Origin of the sequence: Bradyrhizobium sp. (assembly GCF_035570375.1) — a bacterium.
Lineage (GTDB): Bacteria > Pseudomonadota > Alphaproteobacteria > Rhizobiales > Xanthobacteraceae > Bradyrhizobium.
In genome coordinates, this window is sequence record NZ_DATMLW010000013.1 from 21,756 (window position 1) to 46,082 (window position 24,327).

25 protein-coding genes and 1 pseudogene are annotated in these 24,327 nt (G+C 60.4%); 4 read left to right on the top strand and 22 right to left on the bottom strand.

The window, feature by feature from the left end; translation table 11 throughout:
- Positions 1–6: 6 nt before the first annotated feature.
- The 9 genes from VNX23_RS01470 to VNX23_RS01510 all read right to left on the bottom strand — a co-directional run bounded on the left by VNX23_RS01470 (position 7) and on the right by VNX23_RS01510 (position 9,127).
- Positions 7–618: a hypothetical protein gene (locus VNX23_RS01470; RefSeq protein ID WP_325627242.1), complete on the bottom strand. Its 612-nt coding sequence runs from the start codon at positions 616–618 to the stop codon at positions 7–9.
- Between the two features lie 135 nt (positions 619–753).
- Positions 754–2,373 (bottom strand): peptide chain release factor 3, encoded by a 1,620-nt coding sequence (locus VNX23_RS01475; RefSeq protein ID WP_325627244.1) that lies wholly within the window; start codon positions 2,371–2,373, stop codon positions 754–756.
- A gap of 97 nt (positions 2,374–2,470) precedes the next feature.
- A complete protein-coding gene (locus VNX23_RS01480) occupies positions 2,471–3,478 on the bottom strand; it encodes an inorganic phosphate transporter (protein WP_325627246.1) in 1,008 nt (335 codons plus the stop codon).
- Between the two features lie 14 nt (positions 3,479–3,492).
- Positions 3,493–4,137, bottom strand: a complete 645-nt coding sequence (locus VNX23_RS01485) for a DUF47 domain-containing protein (RefSeq protein WP_325627247.1) — start codon at positions 4,135–4,137, stop codon at positions 3,493–3,495.
- 161 nt (positions 4,138–4,298) lie between these two features.
- Entirely contained in the window at positions 4,299–5,267 is a 969-nt protein-coding gene (locus VNX23_RS01490; protein WP_325627248.1) for a branched-chain amino acid ABC transporter permease, read from the bottom strand.
- A 165-nt stretch (positions 5,268–5,432) separates the two neighbouring features.
- Positions 5,433–6,296 carry a branched-chain amino acid ABC transporter permease gene (locus VNX23_RS01495; protein ID WP_325627250.1) on the bottom strand — a complete coding sequence of 288 codons (864 nt, stop codon included), beginning with the start codon at positions 6,294–6,296 and terminating at the stop codon, positions 5,433–5,435.
- A gap of 77 nt (positions 6,297–6,373) precedes the next feature.
- Positions 6,374–7,597 carry an ABC transporter substrate-binding protein gene (locus tag VNX23_RS01500; protein WP_325627252.1) on the bottom strand — a complete coding sequence of 408 codons (1,224 nt, stop codon included), beginning with the start codon at positions 7,595–7,597 and terminating at the stop codon, positions 6,374–6,376.
- A gap of 32 nt (positions 7,598–7,629) precedes the next feature.
- On the bottom strand, positions 7,630–8,379 hold the full coding sequence (locus VNX23_RS01505) for an ABC transporter ATP-binding protein (protein WP_325627253.1): 750 nt from the start codon (positions 8,377–8,379) through the stop codon (positions 7,630–7,632).
- Positions 8,372–9,127: an ABC transporter ATP-binding protein gene (locus VNX23_RS01510; protein ID WP_325627255.1), complete on the bottom strand. Its 756-nt coding sequence runs from the start codon at positions 9,125–9,127 to the stop codon at positions 8,372–8,374. Before VNX23_RS01510 ends, VNX23_RS01505 begins: the two co-directional genes overlap by 8 nt.
- 363 nt (positions 9,128–9,490) lie before the next feature.
- On the opposite strand from VNX23_RS01510, the gene VNX23_RS01515 reads away from it, so the two are divergent.
- Positions 9,491–10,090 carry a PAS domain-containing protein gene (locus tag VNX23_RS01515; RefSeq protein WP_325627257.1) on the top strand — a complete coding sequence of 200 codons (600 nt, stop codon included), beginning with the start codon at positions 9,491–9,493 and terminating at the stop codon, positions 10,088–10,090.
- Positions 10,091–10,149: 59 nt separating this feature from the next.
- On the opposite strand, the gene VNX23_RS01520 is transcribed toward VNX23_RS01515, so the two are convergent.
- The 8 genes from VNX23_RS01520 to VNX23_RS01555 all read right to left on the bottom strand — a co-directional run bounded on the left by VNX23_RS01520 (position 10,150) and on the right by VNX23_RS01555 (position 16,689).
- Positions 10,150–10,533, bottom strand: coding sequence for an ArsC family reductase (locus tag VNX23_RS01520; RefSeq protein WP_325627259.1), 384 nt, complete (start codon positions 10,531–10,533; stop codon positions 10,150–10,152).
- A gap of 177 nt (positions 10,534–10,710) precedes the next feature.
- The gene (locus VNX23_RS01525) at positions 10,711–11,436 is read right to left on the bottom strand and encodes a hypothetical protein (protein ID WP_325627261.1); all 726 of its coding nucleotides are present in this window, start codon (positions 11,434–11,436) and stop codon (positions 10,711–10,713) included.
- Between the two features lie 237 nt (positions 11,437–11,673).
- Positions 11,674–12,312: an isoprenylcysteine carboxylmethyltransferase family protein gene (locus tag VNX23_RS01530; RefSeq protein WP_325627263.1), complete on the bottom strand. Its 639-nt coding sequence runs from the start codon at positions 12,310–12,312 to the stop codon at positions 11,674–11,676.
- 180 nt (positions 12,313–12,492) lie between these two features.
- Positions 12,493–13,428 (bottom strand): sigma-70 family RNA polymerase sigma factor, encoded by a 936-nt coding sequence (locus VNX23_RS01535; RefSeq protein WP_325627265.1) that lies wholly within the window; start codon positions 13,426–13,428, stop codon positions 12,493–12,495.
- A complete protein-coding gene (locus tag VNX23_RS01540) occupies positions 13,425–14,183 on the bottom strand; it encodes an SDR family oxidoreductase (RefSeq protein WP_325627267.1) in 759 nt (252 codons plus the stop codon). Before VNX23_RS01540 ends, VNX23_RS01535 begins: the two co-directional genes overlap by 4 nt.
- A gap of 65 nt (positions 14,184–14,248) precedes the next feature.
- Entirely contained in the window at positions 14,249–14,533 is a 285-nt protein-coding gene (locus tag VNX23_RS01545) for a hypothetical protein (protein ID WP_325627269.1), read from the bottom strand.
- The gene (locus VNX23_RS01550) at positions 14,530–15,321 is read right to left on the bottom strand and encodes a DUF899 domain-containing protein (RefSeq protein WP_325627271.1); all 792 of its coding nucleotides are present in this window, start codon (positions 15,319–15,321) and stop codon (positions 14,530–14,532) included. The genes VNX23_RS01545 and VNX23_RS01550 overlap by 4 nt, the downstream gene beginning before the upstream one ends.
- A 150-nt stretch (positions 15,322–15,471) precedes the next feature.
- Positions 15,472–16,689 carry an MFS transporter gene (locus VNX23_RS01555; RefSeq protein ID WP_325627273.1) on the bottom strand — a complete coding sequence of 406 codons (1,218 nt, stop codon included), beginning with the start codon at positions 16,687–16,689 and terminating at the stop codon, positions 15,472–15,474.
- A gap of 170 nt (positions 16,690–16,859) precedes the next feature.
- On the opposite strand from VNX23_RS01555, the gene VNX23_RS01560 reads away from it, so the two are divergent.
- The gene (locus VNX23_RS01560; RefSeq protein ID WP_325627275.1) at positions 16,860–17,747 is read left to right on the top strand and encodes an alpha/beta hydrolase; all 888 of its coding nucleotides are present in this window, start codon (positions 16,860–16,862) and stop codon (positions 17,745–17,747) included.
- 1,274 nt (positions 17,748–19,021) lie between these two features.
- On the opposite strand, the gene VNX23_RS01565 is transcribed toward VNX23_RS01560, so the two are convergent.
- Entirely contained in the window at positions 19,022–19,474 is a 453-nt protein-coding gene (locus tag VNX23_RS01565; RefSeq protein ID WP_325627277.1) for an ester cyclase, read from the bottom strand.
- A gap of 465 nt (positions 19,475–19,939) precedes the next feature.
- On the opposite strand from VNX23_RS01565, the gene VNX23_RS01570 reads away from it, so the two are divergent.
- Entirely contained in the window at positions 19,940–20,689 is a 750-nt protein-coding gene (locus tag VNX23_RS01570) for an alpha/beta hydrolase (RefSeq protein WP_325627279.1), read from the top strand.
- Between the two features lie 128 nt (positions 20,690–20,817).
- Here VNX23_RS01570 and VNX23_RS01575 read toward each other — a convergent pair whose 3' ends face one another.
- The 4 genes and pseudogenes from VNX23_RS01575 to VNX23_RS01590 all read right to left on the bottom strand — a co-directional run.
- Complete coding sequence (locus VNX23_RS01575) at positions 20,818–21,864, bottom strand: pyridoxamine 5'-phosphate oxidase family protein (RefSeq protein WP_325627281.1); 1,047 nt, start codon at positions 21,862–21,864, stop codon at positions 20,818–20,820.
- An 84-nt stretch (positions 21,865–21,948) separates the two neighbouring features.
- Positions 21,949–22,557 carry a glutathione transferase GstA gene (gene gstA / locus VNX23_RS01580; RefSeq protein ID WP_325627283.1) on the bottom strand — a complete coding sequence of 203 codons (609 nt, stop codon included), beginning with the start codon at positions 22,555–22,557 and terminating at the stop codon, positions 21,949–21,951.
- A gap of 100 nt (positions 22,558–22,657) precedes the next feature.
- A complete protein-coding gene (locus tag VNX23_RS01585; RefSeq protein ID WP_325627285.1) occupies positions 22,658–23,083 on the bottom strand; it encodes an Rrf2 family transcriptional regulator in 426 nt (141 codons plus the stop codon).
- A gap of 133 nt (positions 23,084–23,216) precedes the next feature.
- A pseudogene (locus VNX23_RS01590) lies at positions 23,217–23,360 on the bottom strand (hypothetical protein); the annotation flags it as partial.
- Positions 23,361–23,640: 280 nt separating this feature from the next.
- Here VNX23_RS01590 and VNX23_RS01595 point away from each other — a divergent pair.
- Positions 23,641–24,327, top strand: a 687-nt coding sequence (locus VNX23_RS01595) for a zinc-dependent alcohol dehydrogenase family protein (protein WP_325627287.1), incomplete at its 3' end; no start/stop codon positions are given.

Sequence of the window (24,327 nt, forward strand, 5' to 3'; positions counted from 1 at the left end):
GGCCGTTCACTGCGCAGACGGCTGTTTGTCGATTTCACGGTTGTCGACATAGCGCACGGCGATCGGCCGTCCGGCCAGCGCACCGGCAAGGCCACCCGTGAATTTCAGCGGCACACAGCCATCCAGCGAGGCGTTGATCGCCTTGAGATAGGTCTCGCGGACATCCGCCGGCACCCCCGCGGTAGCGAAAGTCATACGTGGTGGCCCAATCAGGTCGCCGGATCGCTTGAAACTGAAGCGCACGGTCATCTGCATGCCCTCTTTGGCTTCCTGCGCCTGAGGCGGGGTCCAGCAGGATCGCAGGGCGGCAAAGAGATCGCCGATATTGTCGAGATCGTGGTCGGGCTTCTGGTATTTGGCCGCGTCGTCCTGCGGCGGCACGCTCTCGACCGTCAGTTGAAGATTCTCGCCATAGGGATAGTCGATCTCGGGAATGCAGGGTCCGCGATTGAAAACGCTGCAGAAGTAAGGCGTACAAGGCCTTCGGGAAAAGACGCTGCAGGGTGCATGCCAAAAGGGCGTGGCATCGATATGGTGCCGCCGCCCTGCCTCGGCGCTTCCGGTGGTAGCCACTCCAGCAATGACAAAAATAAGACCGATAGCGGCGCGACGGAGCATGCAAGCGGCCCTCCGAACCAACACAAACTCGAATGCAAATATTATAATGCCGAACCGGGCGCTTCGTAGACGTATCCCGTTCACATCCGCGCGTTCAGTTTCGCCGGTTTTCGCGATACCGGACGGGAAGAGCGCTCACGTCTTCTTCTTGACGTCCTTGACGTTGGAGAAGGTGATGCCCTCGGCGCGTTCTCTTGTGTAGCCGAGATAGAACTCGTTCCTGGCGAGGAAGACCGGATCACCGTCAACGTCATCGGCCACCCCTGAGCCATTGGCCGCAATGAAAGCATCGAGCTTCTTGCGGTCATCGGACGAAATCCAGCGCGCCAGTTGGAACTCGGAAACTTCGAATTCGACAGGAAGCGCGTATTCGGCCTCGAGCCGCGCCTTCAGCACGTCGAGTTGCAGCGGACCGACCACGCCGACCAACGCAGGCGCGCCATCAAGGGGACGGAATACCTGGACGACGCCCTCCTCCGACATCTGCTGCAGGGCCTCCTTGAGCTTCTTGGCTTTCATGGCGTCGGTCAGCCGTACCCGGCGGACGATTTCCGGCGCGAAACTGGGAACGCCGACGAAGGTGATGTCTTCGCCCTCGGTCAAGGTGTCGCCGATCCGCAAGGTGCCGTGATTTGGGATTCCGACAACGTCGCCGGCGAAGGCTTCGTCCGCCAGCGCGCGATCCTGCGCAAAGAAGAATTGCGGACTTGAGAGCGACATGTTTTTGCCCGTGCGCACCAGCTTCGCCTTCATGCCGCGGCTAAGCTTGCCCGAACACAGCCGCGCGAATGCGATGCGGTCGCGATGGTTCGGATCCATATTGGCCTGGATCTTGAACACGAAGGCGCTCATGCGGGGCTCGCCGGCTTCCACCTTGCGCAGGTTGCTTTCCTGTGCACGCGGCGGCGGCGCGAAACGGCCAAGACCTTCCAACAGGTCGCCAACCCCGAAATTGCGCAAAGCGCTGCCGAAATAGACGGGCGTCAGATGCCCCCCGCGAAAAGCCTCGAGCTCAAACGGTTTGCAGGCCTCCGACACCAGCGCGAGTTCGTCCTTGACGACGGCGACGTCGAGATTGGCGTCGCGCTTGCCAAGTTCGGCAATGTCGATCTGTTGCGCGGCGCCGGTCTTGGAACCACCGCCTTCGAGAAGGCGCACCCCGCCGGTAGCGAGGTCGTAGGTGCCGAGGAAATCCCGCCCGCGCCCGACCGGCCAGGTCATCGGCGTGGTATCGAGCGCGAGCGTCTTCTCGATGTCGTCCAGAAGCTCGAAGGTATCGCGGCTTTCGCGATCCATCTTGTTGATGAAGGTGATGATCGGAATGTCCCGCAAGCGGCAGACTTCGAACAGCTTTCGCGTGCGAGCCTCGATGCCCTTGGCAGCGTCAATCACCATGACGGCAGAATCGACTGCGGTCAGCGTGCGATAGGTGTCCTCCGAGAAATCTTCGTGGCCCGGCGTGTCCAGCAGGTTGAAGACGAGACCATCGAACTCGAAGGTCATCACCGAGGTGACGACGGAGATGCCCCGCTCACGCTCGATCTTCATCCAGTCGGACCGGGTGTTGCGCCGTTCGCCCTTGGCCTTGACCTGTCCGGCTAAATTGATGGCGCCACCGAACAGCAGCAGTTTTTCGGTCAGCGTCGTCTTGCCGGCATCCGGGTGCGAGATGATCGCAAAGGTGCGCCGGCGCGCCACCTCGGCGGCGAGCGGCGAACGAGAGGGCGATTCGGCGGTGAGTGCGACGTCGGACATAAGGGGTTGAGCGTTTGGCAGGGAAAGAAGACCGGATCAAGTGGAATTGCCCCTATTCATATATGAACCGCGCGGGCTTTCCTCCAGTCCGCCGGCCCTAAAAGCGCAATAACGTCGTGGACCAATAGGCCAGTGCCGCGACGCCTGCCGCAGCCGGAACAGTGATCACCCAGGCATAGACGATCGAACTCGCCACGTTCCAGCGCACCGCCGAGAGCCGCCGCGAGGCGCCGACACCAACGATGGCGCCGGTGATGGTATGAGTCGTCGATACGGGAACCCCGAGCCAGGTGGCCATGAACAGCGTCGCAGCGCCGCCGGTCTCCGCGCAAAAGCCCTGCATTGGCGTCAGCTTGGTGATTCTCAGTCCCATCGTGCGGACGATGCGCCATCCGCCCATCAGCGTACCCAGCGCCATCGCGGCCTGACACGTAAGCACCACCCAGAACGGTACCGAAAACTGTGCGCCGAGCTTCCCTTGCGAGAAGAGAAGCACCGCAATGATGCCCATGGTCTTTTGCGCGTCATTACCGCCGTGGCCCAGCGAATAGAGCGAGGCTGAGGCAAATTGCAGGATCCGGAAGGCGCGGTCGACCGCAAACGGCGTCGAGCGCACCGATGCCCAGGATACGACCGCCACCAGCGCCAGCGCCAGAACGAATCCAACCAGCGGCGACAGCACGATCGCCAACAGTGTCTTGGACAAGCCGCTCCAAACCGCGGCCGAAAGTCCCGCCTTCGCCATCCCGCCGCCGACCAGCCCTCCGATCAGGGCGTGGGAGCTCGAGGACGGGATGCCCAGCCACCACGTGATCAGGTTCCAGACAATCGCGCCGACGAGAGCGGCAAAGACGACCTGCGCGTCGACAACGCTGGGTTCGATGATTCCCGTGCCGATGGTCTGGGCCACGTTGAGCCCGAAAACCACGAAGGCGACAAAATTGAAGAACGCAGCCCAGAACACCGCATAATGCGGTCGTAGCACACGGGTCGACACGATGGTCGCGATCGAGTTGGCGGCATCGTGCAAGCCATTGAGAAAGTCGAACAGGAGTGCGACGGCAATCAGGGCGACGAGAATCGGAAAACCAAGGGTGGTATCCACTGCGCAGCCCCGCCCTATACCTGTTCGATCACGATGCTGTTGATCTCGTTCGCGACGTCGTCGAAGCGATCGGCGACTTTCTCGAGATGGTCATAGATTTCCGCGCCGACCACAAAATCCATTGCGTTGGCGTCGCGGTGCTTGAGAAAGAGCTCCTTCAGGCCGATGTCGTGAAGGTCGTCGACGCGTCCTTCGAGCTTGGTGAGTTCCTCGGTAATTGCGGTCAGCATCGAGACATTGCTTCCGATCGCTTGCAGCAACGGTAGCGCGCGGCCGACGAGATTGGCGCACTCGACCAACAGCGTGCCCATTTCACGCATTGGCGGCTCGAAGGAACGAACCTCGAACAACATCACGGCCTTCGCGGTCTGCTGCATCTGGTCGATGGCATCGTCCATCGAGGTGATCAAATTCTTGATGTCGCCGCGATCGAACGGCGTGATGAAAGTGCGGCGTACCGCGGTCAGCACCTCGCGCGTGATGTTGTCAGCATCATTTTCAAATTGGTTGATGCGCTGGCAGAACATCGGGGTTTCATCGCCACCGCGCAGCATGTCCTGCAACGCGAGTGCTCCCTGCAGGACGGCCTCAGAGTGGCGGGCAAACAGATCGAAAAACCGTTCCTCCTTGGGAAGAAAGGCGCGAAAAAAGCGCAGCATATGATCTAGTCCATACCCTCGGAAACCGGCTCAAAACCTTTTGTCATATCACTGTCATAAACCATTTCCCCGAAAACTGCCTAGACGGCGGTCGCCGGGCCGGCGGTCATCCACCGCTTGATCGGCCTGAAACTCCACGGATTGGGAAACGGGCAAGAATGCTAGAGCGAGCGGCGGAAAAAATGCGCGATCTCACCAATGATGCCGCGGCGGAAAGTCAGCACGCACACGACGAAGATCACGCCCTGGATGACCGTCACCCACTGCCCGAACCCCGCCAGATATTGTTGCATGGCAATGATCACGAAAGCCCCGACCACCGGGCCAAACACCGTGCCCAAGCCGCCGACCAGCGTCATCAGCACGATCTCTCCCGACATCGTCCAGTGCACGTCGGTCAGGGAGGCATTTTGCGCCACGAATACTTTCAGGGCGCCGGCGAATCCGGCCAGCGTTCCCGACAGGATGAACGCGAGCAGCTTGTATTGGTCCGTCTTGTACCCCAGCGAGATCGCCCGCTGCTCGTTCTCGCGGATCGATTTCAAGACTTCGCCGAACGGCGAGTTGATGGCGCGAAAGATCACGAGAAATCCAAACAGGAATCCGGCGACGATCACATAATAGAGGATCATCGACTGGGCGAGATTGAGGACCCCGAACAAATATCCCTGCGGGATTCCCTGAATGCCATCCTCACCATGGGTAAAGGGTGTCTGCAGATAGATGAAATAGAGCAGCTGCGACAATGCAAGCGTGATCATGGCGAAATAGATGCCCTGACGGCGGATCGCGACTACTCCGGTGATGACTGCGAGCCCCGCTGCACCCGCCGTACCGATCAAGATTCCGATTTCGGGCGTAACTCCCCAAACCTTCAACGCATGTGCGGAGAAGTAACCCGCCGACCCCAGGAACATGGCATGCCCGAACGACAGCAACCCGCCATAGCCGATCAGAAGATTGAAGGCGCAGGCCAAGAGCGCAAAGCACAGCGCCTGCATCACGAAGAACGGATAAATGCCCGTGAACGGCACGAGAAGGAGCAGCACGGTCACGACGGCGAATGCAATCATCTCGTCGCGGATCGTGCGCCCGCTCACCGGAATGGTATCCTCGGTCGTCGCGGTCATGTTCTAGTGCCCACTTTCCGAAGTTCGTGCTACACTTCAGCACCCAGCTTTCACGAACTTCGGAAAGTCATGGGCACTAGCGAATTATCATTACAACTGCTTATCGATCTGAAGTCCCTGAAACGAACCTACCGCAGATGCTGCAGGGACTTCAGATCGGCGGTACTAGATCGTCCGCCCCGTCAGTCCAGAAGGCTTCACAAGCAGCACCAGCACCATGAGGACAAATACCACCGTGTTGGATGCCTCGGGATAAAAGTATTTGGTCAACCCCTCGATCACTCCGAGCGCAAAGCCCGTGATGATCGAACCCATGATGGAACCCATGCCGCCAATGACCACGACTGCGAACACCACGATGATCAGATCCGCGCCCATCAGCGGGCGCACCTGGTTGATAGGTGCCGACAGCACGCCGGCAAGCGCGGCAAGACCGACCCCAAGGCCATAGGTCAACGTGATCATCCGCGGCACGTTGATGCCAAAAGCGCGTACCAGCGTCGGATTTTCGGTGGCTGCGCGCAAGTAAGCACCCAACCGCGTTCTTTCGATCAGATACCAGGTGATCAGGCATATCACGAGCGAGAAGACGACCACCCAGCCGCGATAGATCGGCAGAAACATGAAACCGAGATTCATGCCGCCCTTCAATTCATCGGGGATCGCATAGGGCAAGCCGGAGGAGCCGAAATAATTCTGGAAGATGCCTTGCACGATCAGCGCGATACCGAAAGTCAGCAACAAACCGTAGAGGTGGTCGAGGCCGGACAGCCACTGCAACAAGGTCCGCTCCAGGATCATGCCGAAAATGCCGACAGCAATCGGCGCGATGATCAACGCCCACCAATATCCGATGCCTGCGAGATCGAGCAGGAAATAAGCGCAGAACGCGCCCATCATATAGAGCGCGCCGTGGGCGAAATTGATGATGTTGAGCATCCCGAAGATCACGGCGAGCCCAAGACTGAGCAGCGCGTAGAACGAGCCGTTGATCAATCCCACCAGAAGCTGTGCGTAGAGAGCTTGCATATCAGTCGATCTTTCGCTCAATCCCTGTGGTAACGAGTGGTAGATACCCGCCGCCGTGAGGCCCGCGGGCAATCGACTTACTTCTTCACCAGCGGACAGGAACTTTCGGAAAGCGGCCTGAACGCTTGCTCGGCCGGGGTTGTGCCGACGAGCTTGTAATAATCCCAGGGTCCCTTGGATTCTTCCGGCTTCTTGACCTCGAACAGGTAGGCGGGATGGATCTTGCGGCCGTCTGCGCGAATCGAGCCCTTGCCGAACAGCGGATCGTCGGTCGGCATTTCCTTCATTTTCGCGACCACCTTGGCGCCGTCATGGGGATTGCCGCCCATCGCTTCGAGGGTCTTGAAGTAGTGGATCAGACCGGAATAAACGCCGGCCTGCACCATCGATGGCCGCGCCTTGCTCTTGGCGCGTTCGGAAAAGCGCGCGGAAAACGCGCGGGTTCCGTCGTTCAAATCCCAGTAGAAGGTTTCGGTGAAATTAAGCCCCTGTGCTACCTTCAGACCCAGCGAATGAACGTCGGTAATGAACAGAAGGAGCCCGGCGAGTTTCTGGCCACCCGCAACAATACCAAACTCGGCTGCCTGCTTGATCGTATTGGTGGTGTCGCCGCCAGCATTGGCCATGCCGATAATCTTGGCTTTGGACGCCTGCGCCTGCAACAGGAACGAGGAAAAATCGGCGGTGTTGAGCGGATGCTTGACGCTGCCAATGACTTTGCCGCCCGCCTTCACCACGACAGCAGTTGTATCGCGCTCCAGCGCCGCCCCGAAAGCATAGTCGGCGGTCAGAAAAAACCAGGTGTCACCACCGGCCTTCACCAGAGCCTGACCGGTGCTGTTGGCAAGCATGTAGGTGTCATAAACCCAGTGAATCGTGTTCGCCGAACATTGCGCGTTGGTCAGATCCGACGTCGCAGCGCCGGTGTTGATCATGATGGAGTTCTTCTCCTTCACGAGGTTGTTGACCGCGAGCGCGACACCGGAGTTGAGCACATCCATGAAGATGTCGACCTTTTCGACATCGATCCATTGCCGTCCGATATTGGTGCCGATGTCAGGCTTGTTCTGATGGTCCGCAGAGATCAGATCGATCTTCCAGCCTTTGGCGACCAGACCGAAATCCTCGATCGCCATCTGTGCCGCCAGGGTGGAGCCGGCGCCGCCGAGGTCGGAGTAAAGCCCCGAATTGTCGGTCAGCACGCCAACCTTGACCGTCTTGTCCTGGGCGAGAGCCAAGCCTCCCGCAAAAAGGCCGAGCGCAATCCCCAGCAGCAACGATGCGATGTTTGTTGTCTTCATGGCCGTTCCTTGTTGGATCCTTCCGCTCTTTTTCAGACACCGAGATAGGTGTGAAGCTTGTCCATGTTGGACTGCAACTCCGCATTCGCGAAGCCATCGATGATCCTGCCGTGTTCGACGATGTAGTAGCGGTCGGCAACGGTTGCGGCGAACCGGAAATTCTGCTCGACCAGCAGGATGGTGAAACCTTCGTTCTTGAGACGTTTGATGGTGTGGCCGATCTGCTGGATGATGACGGGCGCAAGGCCCTCCGTCGGTTCGTCCAGCATCAGGAAGCGCGCGCCGGTGCGCAGGATTCGTCCGATCGCGAGCATCTGCTGCTCGCCGCCGGACAATTTCGTGCCCTGGCTGGCCAGCCGCTCCCTCAGGTTTGGAAACAGTTCGAAGATCTGATCCAGCGAGAGACCGCCGTTGCGCACGGCCGGCGGCAGCAGCAGGTTTTCACGAACATCGAGACTTGCGAAAATTCCGCGCTCCTCCGGGCAGAAGGCGATTCCCATTCGCGCAATCCTGTCGGAGGAGGTGCGGATGATTTCCCTCTCCTCGAAGCGGACCGAGCCGGAGCGCTTGCCGATAATTCCCATCACGGCCTTCAGCGTCGTGGTCTTGCCGGCGCCGTTGCGTCCGAGCAGCGTGACGACCTCTCCGGCCTTCACGTCGAAATCGACGCCGTGGAGGATATGTGACTCGCCGTACCACGCCTCGAGATTCTGAACCGACAGCAGCGGTGCAAGCGACGCGGATTTCGTCCTGACGGCATCGGAGGTTTGCACATCAACCATGGCCTGCCCCCAGATAGGCTTCCTTCACGCGTTCATCTTTTGACAGTTCGGCATAGTTGCCCTCCGCCAGCACGTGACCGCGCGTCAGCACGGTGATGATGTCGGACAGATTGGCCACGACGCTGAGATTGTGTTCGACCATCAGGATGGTGTACTTCGCGGAAATGCGCTTGATCAGGGCCGTGATCTTGTCGATGTCCTCGTGCCCCATCCCGGCCATCGGTTCATCGAGCAGCATCATTTCCGGGTCGAGCGCCAGCGTGGTCGCTATTTCGAGTGCGCGCTTGCGCCCGTAAGGCATCTCGACCGCAGGCGTATTTGCGAACTCGCTTAGGCCGACATCGTCGAGCAACTCCAGCGCGCGGCCGTTGAAGCGGTCGAGCACGGACTTGGAACGCCAGAAATCAAAGGAATGACCGTGCCGACGCTGCAGCGCGACCCGCACATTTTCGAGCGCGGTGAGATGCGGAAATACCGCCGATATCTGGAACGAGCGAACCAGACCAAGGCGCGCCACATCGGCCGGCGCCGTCGCCGTGATGTCCTGACCCTTGTAGAGGATTTGACCTGCCGACGGCTTGAGGAACTTGGTCAGCAAATTGAAACACGTCGTCTTGCCCGCCCCGTTCGGACCGATCAACGCATGGATGCTGCCGCGGCGGACCCGAAGGTCGACGTCACGAACAGCAAAGAAACCCGCAAATTCCTTCGTCAATCCGTGGGTTTCGAGAATGATCTCATCAGCCAATCAATGTCCCCCATCGGCCATGGCCGCGACATTCCATCGCAGCTGACCAATCTCTTTATCTCTCCGGCAAGTGCTCCCTGGCGTCTTGGAATTGGTCTTGGAATTTACCCTGGAGCCTGCCTCCTCCGGGGCGGAATATGCCGTCAACGCCCCTGTTTGCGCAAGGCGGAAAGCAGGGCAAATCCGCGCGTGCGCCGGCACCATCTTCGCCCTTAGTCGAATGATGACGCAGCCGAGATGCGTGCACGTCCGGCATGTCGAAAGCAGTCGTTAACGCTGTTTCTCCCTGAACCGCCGTTTTCATCAATTGTTTCCTCTTGGGCTTGATCGTTTGAAGCTGGGTTTTGCGATGGACCGTCAACCGTGGATTTCGAAAGCACCAACCCGACGATCGTCAAATCGATCAAGCAGCGTGACCTCCTGAACACGTGGCTGCGGCTTTATGCCCGCGCGCAACAATTGCCGAGCATCGATGAGTTCCGGCCTGAGCGGATCGAGGGAGAGCTTCCGGATCTGGTCTTCCTCACCGTCGTAGACGGGCAGCCGCCGCGCTTGAGGATCGAGAGCGACGGCACACGGATGTCGTTCGCATATGGAAACACCGGCAAGGGCCGGTATCTCGACGACTATCTCGGAATCAAGCTCGCTCCTCTCATCATGCCGATCTACCACGAATGTTTGAAGCGAGCGCTTCCGGTCTACACCATCGCCAACATCGATGACGCTTACGGCCGGAACGTCGCCTACGAGCGCCTGCTGTTGCCGTTTTCTGAAGGTACCGGCGTCACGCATGTGCTCGCCTCGCTGAAGACGATCTCCGAGGATGGCGGGTTCGAGATCAGGAATCTGATGCGGGGAGATCAATCGCTGCCGACGACCAAACGTCGTGCCGTGATCGATCGCGAGCTTTTCCATCGCATGCCGGGCCGCACCCCGACCGGCGACGTCATCGAATTCAGCTAGCATCGGACAACGGGCCGGCTAGTGGTCCGATTCTGACATTCGCTTCCCTGGATCCGGCTTCACTCCCTTGCGCGCCGGGATGTGCCGGTGGCTGCGACTTCCCTGGCATAGATCTCCGGCTTGAAACCGACCAGCAGTTTGCCACCGACGTCAAGCACCGGCCGCTTGATCATCGAAGGCTGCGCCAACATCAGGGCGAGCGCCTTGCGCTCGTTCAAGCCTTCCTTGTCGGCGTCGGGCAATTTGCGAAACGTGGTGCCGGCGCGATTGAGCAAATTTTCCCAGCCGAGCTCGTCGGACCAGGCTTTTAGCTTGTCCTTGGCGATACCCTCGGTCTTGTAATCATGAAAACCGTAAGCGATGTCGTGGCCATCAAGCCAGGCGCGCGCCTTTTTCATGGTGTCGCAGTTCTTGATGCCGTAGATGGTGATCGACTTGGTCATCGTGATCCGTTACTCGCTTCGCAGGGGTAAATCGCCGGGGAAGCTACAACAGGGGTGTTGACGATCCAAGTCACCGGCTCCGGGCGGATGAAGGGTTTAAAGCCGGGCGAAGCCGGCTGATCCGGCAAGGCAGACCGGCATCGGCTCCCGAACTGACGGCGTCGAGCAAAGGCGCCGTCAAGCGGAGCTACCATTGCGGATGGAGTCGAGCTGGTTCAGCACGGTAAGTATTTTCTGGTCTTGCGCTGCGTTCTGGCTGTCGCCGAAGGATTGATCGGCCGCGAGCGACTGCTGGAAGCGCTGGATGACGTCGTATTGTTGCCCGCCGGGAGCATCGTTGCCGACCAGTGTTCCGGGCGGACTGGGTGTGGTCGCGACCAGCTGGCCATTGATGATGCGATAATGCTGGCTGTCGAAGAAATCGCTCAGCACGGTTTTGTTGAAGAAGTCCAAGCTGTCCTTTTGCGACAAGGCGCCGGATGAGACGAGCTTGCCTTGGAGTTGCTCCTCCTGCTGATGTGTCAGGTGATGGAGGTCGTACTGCGCGGCGATCTGCTGCAACGTTGGAGGCCCTGATGGAGGATCGGACGAAGCGGCGCTTTGACCCGCGTCCACAGAGGCGCCAGACAGGTTGGTCGCCTGGCCCGCTGTTTCCGTGCCCGACGTATCCTTGGTGGATTGTTGAGACTGACTACTGATCAACGCCCCGATCACGTCCGCGGAAAGTCTGGATGTGAACCCCGTCGGGGCACTGGTCCCCCCGCCCACTGCCGAAGCGGGGCGATCGGTAGCGCTGGACGGGGCGTTGCTTGCATTCAAACCCTGCAACAGGATGGCGTCGGGTTCCCTGAGCTTGGGAAGGTTTGCAGAGGGCCAGATGTTCAAGCCAGTGATCGAAACCATGTCAGACCTTCATCGATGCGGATGATGTGTCGCGCTGCCGGTGCAACCGTAGGTTAAGCAAACGATGTGCCAAGCCAAAAAGTGCTGATTTTGCTTGCATCCTCAGGTTGTCAACTCAAGTCGAGCAGGCATTTTCTACCGGATGTCCGGCATTTCTGGCCGTTCGAGCGCGAGTACACCACGAACAAGGTCAGCCGTTGAGGTTGGAATATCTTGGCAACTTATTGGCGTCGTTAATCAGAGCAAGCCGAAACCCGGCAACAAGCGACCGACGCGGCGGGCGTAAGCGTCAAAGGCCTCGCCGTAGCTGCGCCGAAGATATGTTTCCTCGGCACGAATCTGCAGCCAAACTGCAAGATAGGCGCCAGCCCACAGCATCATCGAAGTGACCGTCGGAAGCAGGGCGGCATAGCCGGCGACGATCACGAGCAGCGCCAAATAAATCGGATTGCGGCAAAAGCGGAAAAGACCCGTTTCGATCAGGCCAGGCGTCGACGTCTCGTCGATGCCGATCCGCCAGGAGGCGCCCATCTGCAGTTGCGCGACTACGAGCAGCACCAGTCCAGCGACGATCAGCATCGCACCACCGATCGAGAGGACCAAAAATCCTTCAGGCCGCAACCAGCTCCCGGAAAAGCCAGCTGGATTCTTGAGCGCGCCGAGCGCCTGTGCGGTGAGCAGGGTAAAAACAAGAATGAATATCCCTGCCCGCGCCGCCTGGGCTGGCTCAATCAGCCCTGACCCGACCACGCCCCATGTCCCGTGACGCTGTCGTTGCAATAAAGCACGCCAGGCGACCCCGACAAGAAGGACGCACAGCATGCCTGCCAGGGGCAGGACACGCAGGATCGATGTCATGGACTCGGATACTATCATGGCTCAACCGCTATGCCCCTCTTGTCGAGACAGGACCTGCGGATTCATAGGAGTGTTTCTAGCAAGACCAAAAACGAAATATTTTTTTGAATAGGGCTGGACATCGGTGCGCGACAGCCGATTGATTTGCCCGTCGGGCAGTTTTGCTATTGCTGCTTGGCGCGGGCCGTGCATGCCCCATCAGCTTGCGTCGCCGTTCGTCGCAGCCTCACCCTCCGCCGCCAGCACAAGCTCCGCATCGCTCACGACATAGCGCGCATAACGATAGTCGCGGATGAAGCTGATCCGCTCGCCGCGCCATTCGAGCCACATGAAGTAGGCAGGCTTCGCATCGGTGCGATTCTCGAACACCGCGATCACTTCCCTGCCCTCGACCCAGGCCGGCGCGAGCCGCACGCCTTCGAACTTGGCGTAGATGGTGAAGAACATGCCGACATCCGCAGCGCCTGCGCGCATCGGATAGGTCGACTGATGCAGCTTCACATCATCGGCCAACAGCGCCCGCAGGCCGTCCCAATTTTGGGCGTTGAAGAGCGCGACATAGCGCGTGACCGCAGCCGATGCCGGCTTCGCCTCGGCAAGCGTTGGCGGTTGCGCATTGATCTCGCGCAGACGCGCGCGGCCCCGCGCCAGATGAGCTTTGACGGCATCGACGGTGAGATCGAGGAGATCGGCGATATCCCTCAGCGACTCGTCGAGCACGTCCTTGAGGATGACGACGCTGCGTTGCGGAAGCGGAAGCTCTGCAAAACGCGAGACCGCGGTCTCGACCGCTTCCTGACGCATCAAGACCTCCATCGGGTCAGCGCTGGATTCATCGGCGACATCGGAAGCGGCTTCGATCGGCTCCGCCTTTCGCAAGCTGCGGCTGCGCAACAGATCGAGCGCGCGGTTGTGGGCAATTCGGAACAACCAGGGTCGAACTAGCGGCATTTGTTCGATTTCACCGATCGCCACCAGCGCGCGCGCGAACGTATCCTGGACGACGTCCTCGCCGTCGATCACCGATCCCATCAGCCGCGCGCAGTAACGGTGCAATTCGCCACGCAGTTCGCCGGCCAGGGCAAGGAATTCTGCCCGGCGGTCACGGTTCGGCGAGGATTGTCCTGCGTTCAAGCCGCCGCTCCCTCGATCACGGTTATTCCCGCATCACCTTTGAGGCCGAACACCACGCCGTCAGCGTATTTTGCCTCCTCCAGCACGGAAACAACTTTCTCGCCGAATTCCCGCGGCGGCATGGGTTTGCCGAAGCGCGCCAGAAACTGGTCGCGAGCGACGCCCATCGCACGGGCGTAGGCATTCGCGCCGGCATCGCCGACCCCGGTATCGCCGATGATCTGTTGCGGCACGATCGCCTGAAAGCGGATCCCAAGCTTGTTCTGCACCGAGATGCCGTTGGCATATTTGGCCATCAACCACAGCATGCGCTTGGCGCCGGCATAGCCGCCTGAAAGCGGCGAGCCGTTCTGCGCCGCGCCGCTCGAGCCTACGAGAACGCGGCTCCCGGACCTGAGCGGGATCTTCAGCGCCGCCTGCAGCCAATAAAGTCCGCCCCTGACGTCCGTCTCCCATGTCACGCTGAAATCTTCCCAGCTCAGCTGATCCAACCGGCCCATGTGGGGCTTCGCGCCGGCGTTCAGCACGAGGATGTCCGGATCGATCTCTTTCAGAATACGGTGAGCCGCGCTCTCGTCGGTGACATCGGCAGAGATCGTGGCGACACCGAGCCGGGTACGGACCGACGCCAACGCGTTCGTGTCGCGGGCAACAACCGTCACCCTGGCGCTATGCGCGACCAGCGCCTCGACCAATCCGAGGCCGAGCCCGCGGCTTCCGCCGGTGACGACGACTTTCTTCTCTTCGAGGTTCATCGGTTTGCTCCACTGTTTGGACGTTAGCTAGAACGATCGAGGCCTGTGAAAAGAGTCGCACCAAATCAGGCATGCCGGGCGACGTTTCCTCGCCGCGAGAACAGCCTGAGCCACGGCACCAGATGAAAGGCAGCCATCAGCGAGTACATCGATGCCATTCCGCCCGGCCATAGACTGCCCGCAGCCGCGCAGAACGCGTTCGGTGGGCTGTTGTCGAGAACGATCGTCAGCAGCGCCATGATCGCGAAGGTCGGCGCGGCCGCGAAACGTAGCCATTTAGCCGCGGCCGACGCTGTCAAGATGCTGAGTGCATCACGGCGCGTAACGCCGCTCGCATCGACCCCGATCATGGCTTTGCGCCCGCGTCGCGTTTGCGAAAGGCGGCCTCTCCGGCGTCCGACACCTGCACCCATTTGGGGTCAGGCGCGGCATTGGGGACGTAGCTCTCGTTCCAGTTCCACCACTTGTACGGCCGGCTCTGCGGATAGCCCTGCGGCGAATCCTCCCACTCCTCCTGGCGCCCAAGCGCCGTCATGTCGAGGTAGCTCCAGACGTTGCCCATCGCCTCGTCGCCGCGGCTGTTGATGAGATAGGTGCGGAATATGCGCTGGCCCTCGCGGATGAACGCGTTGTGGCCGTGCCATTCACCCACATCGAAGTCGGTGTCGAAACTGTCGGTGATGGAAACCCAAGGGATCTTTTGCCAGCCCATTCGCGCCTTGAGGCGCGCAATGTCGGCCTGCGGTGCGCGCGAGGCATACACCAGCGTGGTGTCGCGCGCATTCAGGTGAGCGAGGTTCGAGACCTGGTCGGCCCCCAGCGAACAGCCGATGCAGGCGTGCTCCGGCCAGCCATGTACGCCGGGCTCAAAGAAGGCGCGGTAGACGATCAACTGACGGCGGCCCTCGAACAGGTCGAGCAGGCTTATCTTGCCCGCGGGCCCATCGAACTCGTATGTCTTCTCGACAGCCATCCACGGCATCCGCCGGCGTTCGGCGGCCAGCGCGTCGCGGGCGCGGGTCAAAGCCTTCTCCTTCACAAGCAGTTGCTCCCGTGCGGCCTGCCATTGTTGCGGCGACACGATCGGCGGCGTGTTGATGGCAAGCGTTGCGCCTTCACGAGCGGGTGATGTCGGCATGGTCGGCGTCCTTCTTGCTGTTTGTGACTGCAGTCCGGTTCGAGTGTTCTGATGGCTCTAAGACGTTTGAGGCGCTGAAAAGGAGTCAGCTTTGTTAAAAAAAATCGGAGGGCGGGTTAGCGAAAGCGTAACCCGGTAGTGTCGTCGTTACTACGCCAGCGCCGGAGCGGATTTCGCCTGAGCCTTCGTAAACGGCCGGAACGTCAGCGCGATCAGGAAGGCGCCAAGTCCGACGGCCCACGAGCCGATATAGAGCCAGGCGTAGCTTGCGAAGGTGTCGTAAATCAAACCGCCGGCCACCGGTCCGCTCGCCATGCCGAGGCTGCCAGCCATCGCGGTTCCGCCGATCACCGTTCCCATCATCCGCAGCGGAAAATTCTCGCGCGCGAGCACCGAATAGAGCGGCATAGTTCCGGCGTAGATGAAGCCGAACAGCGCTGCGACGACGTAGAACGCGGCAAGCTCCCGCACGAAGACATAGGCCAGCGCGCCGAACGCCTGGGCGAACAGGCCCGCCACCAGCACGCGCTTGGCGCCAAGGCGGTCGCCGAGCAGGCCGAACACGATGCGCCCGCCCATTCCGGCCAGCCCCTCGACGCTGTAGATCGTGACCGCGGCGATGATCGGGATGCCGCAAGAGATCGCATAGCTCACGGTGTGGATGATCGGACCGGAATGCGTCGCACAACAGAAGAAATTGGTCAAAAGCAGAATGACGAATTGCGGCGAACGCAGCGCTTGCGCCAGCGACATCTCCACGCCTTTCTCCGCGCCTTCGGATCGGGAAGGCTGCACTTCAAGCGCCGGCGGCCGGCGCACCAGAAGCGAGACCGGAATCATGATTCCCGCGACCACGACGGAGAGGATCTGCATCGAGGTGCGCCAGTCATGATGGGAGACGAGCCAGGCAGCCAGCGGCGACATGGTCATCGGCGCCATCCCCATGCCGGCAGAGACCAGCGACACGGCGAGGCTGCGATGGGTGTCGAACCAGCCGGTGACGGACGCCATCATCGGCGCGAAGATCGCGGCCGTGGCGCCGCCGACCATCACACCGAAGATGAATTGAAATGCGATCAGCGATGTCGCCCGGCTCGCGAGCGCCAGGCTTGCCGCGATCACCACCGAGCCGGTCAGCACCACCGGCAGCGGCCCCAGCCGATCGGACAGCGTGCCCCAGATCATGCTGGTCAGCGCCATGGCGAGGAAGCCGATGGTCATCGCGCTGGAGACGCCCGTGACCGACCAGCCGGTATCCCGCGCGATCGGCTGCAGCAGAACCGGCAGCGAGAACATGCCGCCGATCGCGACACAGCCCAACAGGCCGCCTGCCGCGACGATCACCCAGCGATAGCGAGAATTAGTCATTGCCTCGTCTCCGATTCAGTTCTGTCTTGGTGTAAGACGAACGGAATGACAGGGAACCGACAGGCGGAACCATATTTTTTTGGTATTTGATGCCTGCCAGCGCGGCGCCGCGCCTGTTATGGACATAAACGCGAAAGCCCCGTTCGATTATCGGCTTTGGAGCCGTCTCCATGAGCGAGCTTCGTTTCTCCAATGTGCGGGTCAACGGAATAACGCTGCATCTCGCCGAGGCTGGCCCGGACGACGGCCCGCTGTTGTTCCTGCTCCATGGCTTCCCGGAATACTGGCGAGCCTGGAAAGACTACATCCTGCCTTTCGCAGCGGCAGGTTTTCACGTCATCGCACCTGACCAGCGCGGTTACAATTTGAGCGAAAAACCGAAGGACATCGCGGCCTATGATCTCGATCAACTCGCAGCCGACATTTTCGGCCTTGCCGATCGTTGGGGCGCGCGCAGCTTTTCGATTGTCGGTCACGATTGGGGCGGGACGGTTGGATGGTGGATCGCAACGTCGCGGCCTGAACGCCTTGACCGTCTCGCCGTCACCAACGCGCCGCATCCCTCCGTTTGGCGCGAGTTCATGGATGCGGATCCGGAGCAGAAGCGGAGAAGCCGGTACGTCAAGCTCTTCCGGATGCCGTGGCTGCCGGAATTTCTGATTCGCCGCAGGCACTTCGCTGCGCTTGCGCAAAGCTTGCGGCGAACAGATGGCGGTCCAACGGCCACCGAACTCGAACATTATCATGCGGCGTGGAGCATTCCGGGTGCGCTCACGGCAATGGTGAATTGGTATCGCGCCTTTCTGCGCAAGCGACTACCGCCGAGCTCGGAGGTCAAGATAGGCAATCCGTTGCTGCTGATCTGGGGTGAGCGAGATCCGTTCGGCATCACCGAACTGGCTCGGGCAAGCCTGCGCTTGTGCGCGCGCGGCCGCGTCTTCTTCATCGCAGAAGGCTCGCACTGGGTGCAGCATGAAGAGACCTCGCGTTGCCGCGAAGCTCTGCTCGATTTCCTTTCTGAAGACCAGGCAGGACCCCGACCCGCGAGTAATTCGTGAAACCGGACGAAGCCTGTCCGCGGCCGCAGGAACGTAGCCCGCATGAGCGCCAGCGATATGCGGGGCCGGAATAAGGAAGTCCGGATGTCGCTGCGCTCATCCGGGCTACGGTGCTATCCGCCAGCGCCTCTGGATCGGCGAAGAGCTTGCTTCCATATTCAATTGTCAAGCAGCCGAGCATGCGCGGGCCGGTACGTTCAAGTTCCCTCCCCCCTTGCTGGGTTAGGGAGGGGTAACTGTAACGGTGGTGCTCTTGGCACCCCCTCTCCAGCTCTCCCCCACCGCAAGTCGGGCCTGCCCGACTTGCGCAAGATGAAATGGCGCAACCGCGGTAAACGGGGTGGCGCGGGGGAGAGAGCACACCGAGTACGCAAGCCGCAGCTTCGCGATCTCGCCGCAGACTTGCGCGAGTTTCGCATGAACATCGGCCCTCAACGAGACAGAGGGCGCAGGGAAAGCCGGGTGCCCAATGCACCCATAGCCTCGCGTGCGAATGAAAAAAGCACACGAGCAAGTCACCACAGGTTCATCCGGATCATCCGGCTTTCCCCGCGCGATGGTTTTATCGGTTTCCTACGCGCTCTCCCCGGTGAGCCGGGCTTTCTTGCCACCGTCGCAGGCCACGATGCAAAAACATCGTCGGCCGGCTTGACGCCAGCGTCGGGGCGTCAGGACCACGCGTCTTCGCCGCACGCGTCGCGTCGTTCGTCTGTCGACACAATCCGCGTCCACCGCATCCCGCCCCGCGTTCGTGACGATCGCGAGCCGCCCCTCTCGGTGGGACGGGACGGGCGAATCGATAAAGCTGTTTCTACCAAACGGCGAAGCGAAATATTTTTTGAAGGAGGGCTGGACAACCGCTTAGCAAGGCGTCGCAGTGATTTGCCCGTCGGGCAAATCAGCTTGCAGCCTTGCAGGGCAAATCAAGCTTGCAGCTTTGCCGTCATTCCGGGGCGCGAGTGCAACGAGCGAACCCGCAATCCATGTCTCCACTTGTGATGTGGCCCCATGGATTCCGGGCCTGCGCTTTCAGCGCATCCCGAATGACACAGTTACTTTCGGCAAAATTTGCCCGAGGGCAAATCAAGCTTGCAGCTTTGCCGTCATTCCGGAGCGCGAGTGCAACGAGCGAACCCGCAATCCATGTCTCCACTTGTGATGTGGCCCCATGGATTCCGGGCCTGCGCTTTCAGCGCATCCCGGAATGACACAGTTACTTTCGGCAAAATTTGCCCGAGGGCGGGTTAGCGAAAGCGGACTTCTGAACCGCCACACTAGGCCGCAAGCCTGATGAGCCCGAGCTGCTGCAACGCGGTGACGCCGTCGTCGAGGCCAATTTCCTCGACGATTTTCCCGTCCTTCAGCTTGAGGACGGTAGTGCCGGTAAATCGCATTTTGCGCCCGGTATTCGCAGGCAGGGATCCCGCCAGGAAGTCGGTGAATGCTGGTCCAGTGTGTGTTCCGCCACCTTCCCATCGGCCGACCACATGATCGCCGTCCGCGATGAGATCGGCGGTGCCCCAGAAATTGAGATCGGGGAACGCCTTGCGAAAATCAGTCATGAACGCCTTGATATCCTCCCGACCTCTGCGCGGCTCATGCAGCGAATATTGAAGCAGCATGTCCGGTGCGGCGAGCTCGTCGACGATTCCGAGATTGCAGCTCTCGCCCCAGAATTCAGTAAACCAGCGACCGACGATGGCCTTGTTGTCGTCTTGTCTCGACATGTTCCTCTCCTCTATTGGATCGGACCTCTCCAGGGATGGAGCGATCGACGCGCGGGAATGTGGGGCGTTGGACGACCGCCGGCCACCCGATTTCCGGATCGCGTCAATGGCCGCTGTTGTTCTTGATGGGATTTTGATTTTGGCTCACGGCGATGTCTCCTTTGGAAGACAGAGATAAACGAACTCCTCCAGCCCGTGGGGCGGGCTAGCGAAAGCGTAACCCGCCATCACGAGGGCGTAGCCCGCATGAGCGCCAGCGATATGCGGGACCGGAAGGAAACCCCGGATGTCGCTGCGCTCATCCGAGCTACGCTGCTGCTGTCATCGAGGGACAAGATTAAATCCATTCCACCGGTGCGCCGCAAACCCCCCGCTCCAGCGAAGCGCAGCGGTAACAAAATGCGTTGTTGTTGCGAACCAACGGGGAATGGCCGTCAAGCGGCGCGAACCGAAGGGAGAAGCAACATGTTGCTGAAATGGCTGATCGGCGTGGCCGTAGCGCTGGCATTGTCGACAACGGCAAGCGCGCAAGGCAAAGCGAGAGCGGTGACGCTGAGCTCGCGTGACCGTGTCTCGATATCCGCGCTCGCTTGGGAGGCCGCGCAGGCGAAGGCAGTCATCCTGCTGTTTCACCAGGCCGGCTCCAGCAAGGCCGAATACGCAACGATCGCCCCACGCCTGGCGGCTGCCGGCTACACGGCGCTTGCCATCGATCAACGATCCGGCGGCTCCCTCTATGGCCCGAACGAGACCGTTTCTCGCCTTGGCAGGTCTTCCGCGACCTACGAGGAAACCAAGCCCGATCTTGTGGCCGCCCTAGATTGGGCGGTACCGCAGCATCTCCCTGTTGTGCTGTGGGGGAGCAGTTACTCGGCGGCGCTTGTTTTCGAAGTCGCCGCGGAGCATGCAGACCAGGTCAGTGCGGTCATCGCCTTTTCTCCCGGCGAATATCTCAGGAAAAGCGGGGCGGTCGCGCGCGCGTCTGCCCAGGTCCACGCGCCGATCTATGTCACGTCGTCACCTGACGCAGGCGAGGTCAACGCGGCGCGCCAAATTCTCGCCGCGTCGCCCGCGGCTGCGAAGACCCAGTTCGTGCCGAAATTCGGCGTGCACGGCTCCTCAACGCTGATCGAGGCGCGCGACCCCAAAGGCGCCGCGGAGAATTGGGACCATGTTCTGGCTTTCCTGGCCGCACTCCCCAAACCGCCGGGATGACGGCGAAGCAGCCCGCAGCGCAGGTTAGCGAGAGCGTAGCCCGCGTCCGCGAGTACGGCTCGAGATAAGGATGTGGTGGATTACGCCGGAGCCTGCCATCGGGCCGCGCCTTGCACGGACCCGTTGGGCTAATCTACCCTACGAGCTTGTCCTTCGTTGACCACGACGCTCTGGACACCGCCCGAGTTTGTCATCTTCAAGACATGTGTCGTGTTGTTGAGATCACCCCGCAAGAAAGGTGAAAACTCGCGGAATGACCAACGCAGCGGAACCGCGCGTTCCGTTCGTAGCACACGACTGATATGAAAGCGGATGAGCCTTTGAGCGCCGATTGAAGCGGATACCTCCGGCCCATCCCAGACGATTTCAGCATACGCGGCGATTTGCAGTGTCGTGCCCGTTGCGAAGTCGACGAAAAGCAGCCCGCAACGCGGCTCGAGGAGTAGATTACCAAGCGTGTTGAACGCAGAATTCCCGGCGTAATCCGGTACGAGCAGCGTGCCATTGTCGATCACGTCGACGAAACCGGGCTTGCCGCCCCGGTGCGACGCGTCCACACCGTGACTCGAATCGTTCCGCGCCGTGCCAAACGCGCTTGCGACAAAGAACGTGTCAGACCGGGCTATCAACGTGCGATCGCGGGGCGCGAGTGACGTACTCATGACCGTTTTGGCGTCGCGACGAGCGCCATTTGGTGTCATTTTCCAGTCCCGTGCCTGTATATACTTCGGGCAATTTCCGAAGGATTGTGTGACGGCGACGTCAAACAAGTCATCGGTAAGGGCGGACACGACGCCATTTATGCGATTGCGGCGGCGCGTCGCAAACTCCAGACCGATGATACCAATGTCGGCGTCGACCTTAAGCGCATGCGCGAGAGGATCGCCAGGTAGCGGCCGAGCGACGATCCGCAACACCTTCGGATCGGGTGACACGGCAAACCCGGGCGCGCCGGCGAGGATGGATGCCCAGGGTTGCCCATCGTGATCCACCGAGCCGAGGAATAGGCACGGCAGCTGCGCGTAGAATTCCCGGTGCTGATCGAGTAGCACGTCGCGAATGACGCGCCGGCCGACGGCCTCGATTCGATCGCGAACGCCCAGCTGTTGCTGGATCGCCTGCTCACCCCGGTGAAACGGCGAGGCGGTGGCAAAACCGTCAAGAGGCTGTGTCATCGCCATTTTCCTGTCGAGGTTCCGTCGGCCGCCACTGGAGCGCCGGCCGACGGCGCAAGGCCCGGGTGGTTTGGTCTCTATTGATTATGTCGCGAGGCCCTCAGCCTTGAGCGCCTCATGGACCTTCGGCCGCGCTGCCACGCGACCCATATAGGCCTTCAAGTTCGCCCAGGGCGTGAGATCGATGTTCAGGAAATTCGACCAATTGACGACCGTGAAACAATAGGCATCAGCCACTGAGAATTTGTCACCCATCAGGTACAGCCGACCGGCCAGGTGGCGGTCGAGGTAGCCGAATTTCGCTGCGATGTTTTCTTTTGTGATCTTTTTGTATTCCTCGGGCGTGTTCTGCCGGACCATTGGAGAAAAGGTCTTATGCAGCTCCGATGTGACGAAGTTGAGCCACTCCAGCACGCGATAGCGCTCCATCGTACCAGCTGGCGGAACGAGGTCGGCTTCGGGTTTCCGATCAGCAATATACTGAAGGACTACCGGCACTTCAGTGAGCCTTTGTCCGTCGTCAAGTTGGAGCATTGGCACCTGAGCTTTCAAATTCAGTTGGGTAAAGTCGGCTCCGCTTTTCGTCTTTTTGGTCGCGAGATCGACTTGATCGAGATCGAAGGTAAATTCCGCCTCGCGCAGTACGATGTGTGTCGCAAGCGAACAGGCTCCGGGGGTGAAGTAGAGTTTCATGGCAGTCTCCTCAGTTTCCTTGGCGCGTTTGCCGGTCTTGCTGCTCGGACAGACGAAGCATGTATCTGTATCCGATACAGTAACATCTTGGGACATGGTTCTATGCAGCCTGTGCTTCGATCAGACGCATTACGTCCGCAAGCGTGCGTCCCCGCAGTTCCTTCTCGAACGCGCCCTCTGCAGCACCGATGACGGTTTCCAGCGCACCTTGGATGCGGCGACCAACAAAACATGAGGGATTGGGCTCCCGGTGGATGCCGGGTCGGTGCTCGCCTTCGAGACCGACCGCACGATAGACGTCAAGCAGCGTGATTTTATGCGGAGGCCGCGCAAGGTCAGTACCGGCAATGCCGGCAGACGAGCGGACGAGCCCAGCCCTCGCGAGCAGCGACAAGACACGGCGAATAAAGCTGGCATTCGTTCCCACGCTGCCGGCGATCATTTCCGAAGTTGGGTGGTCCTTACTGAAGCGTTCGAGGAGCGCCAGCGTGTGTACGGCAACCGAAAAACGCGTCGCTCGACTCATATGATATTCTCCTTACCTGTATCAATATCAGATACATCATCGGGGCGTCAAGCCGTCTTGAAAAAAATCTGCGTGGCGGGATCAGCGCCAACTCCGAGCATGCCGGGCTGCCCGCGTCGAGTTCCGCGGCCCCCTACTCCCACTCAATGGTCCCCGGCGGTTTGCTCGTCACATTATAGACCACGCGGTTGACGCCCTTCACCTCGTTGATGATGCGCGTTGCGGTTTCGCCCAAAAATTTCATGTCGAAGGGGTAAAAGTCCGCGGTCATGCCGTCGATCCCTCGCTCCCGAAAAATGCGCGCTGGTGTCTTAGAGCCTTTTCGGTTCTGATTGAATCAGAACCGAGGCTCTAAATCTTTTGTTTTGACGCGTTTTCTTCACGCGAACCGGGATCCACTTCGCTCGAAAACGCTATAGTCAGCGCCGCGCGATCTTCGGCTGTTTTTCCTTGGTGACTTTCACCGACTGTCTCCCTGTCGCTCCGGGCTTGACTTTAAATATTACGATCATCATGTAAAAAATGGGGCGTCCTTGCGAAGCAGGAAGGAACCTCCCATGCGTGCCGTTCACCTCACCGCCTTCGGCAATCCGGTCGAGTGTCTCGAATTCGTCCAGATCCAGGAACCCCCGCCGCCAGGCCCCGGCCAAGTCCTGATCGGCGTCGAATTCTCCCCGGTCAATCTCAACGACCTGCTGGTGGTCCGCGGCACCTACCCGCTTCGCCCGAGCCTGCCGAGCGTCATCGGCAACGAGGGAGTGGGGCGAATCCTGGCCGTCGGTCCGGGTGTCCGGAATGTCACGGTCGGCGATCGCGTCCTGACCCCGCTCTATGGCTTTGCCTGGGCCGAGCGGATCGTGGTACCGGCGGAAGGGCTGTTCGCACTGCCCGCCGATGTCGATCCGCAGCAGCTCGCCATGCTGACCATCAATCCGCCGACCGCTGCGTTGCTGCTGAGTGAGTTCGTCGACCTCGCGCCTGGCGACTGGGTCGTCCAAAATGCCGCCAATTCGGGCGTGGGTCGCGCGGTCATCGCCTTTGCCAAAGCGCGTGGCTTCAAGACGATCAATCTGGTCCGTCGACCGGAATTGATCGACGAGTTGAAAGCGCGGGGCGGCGATCTGGTGACCGTGGATACGCCGGAAGGTCTGAACCTGGTGAAGGCCGCTCTCGGCACGGCCGCCCCTCGCCTCGCTATCGACGGCGTCGGCGGCCCGTCCGCTGCGACCCTGGTCAATCTGCTC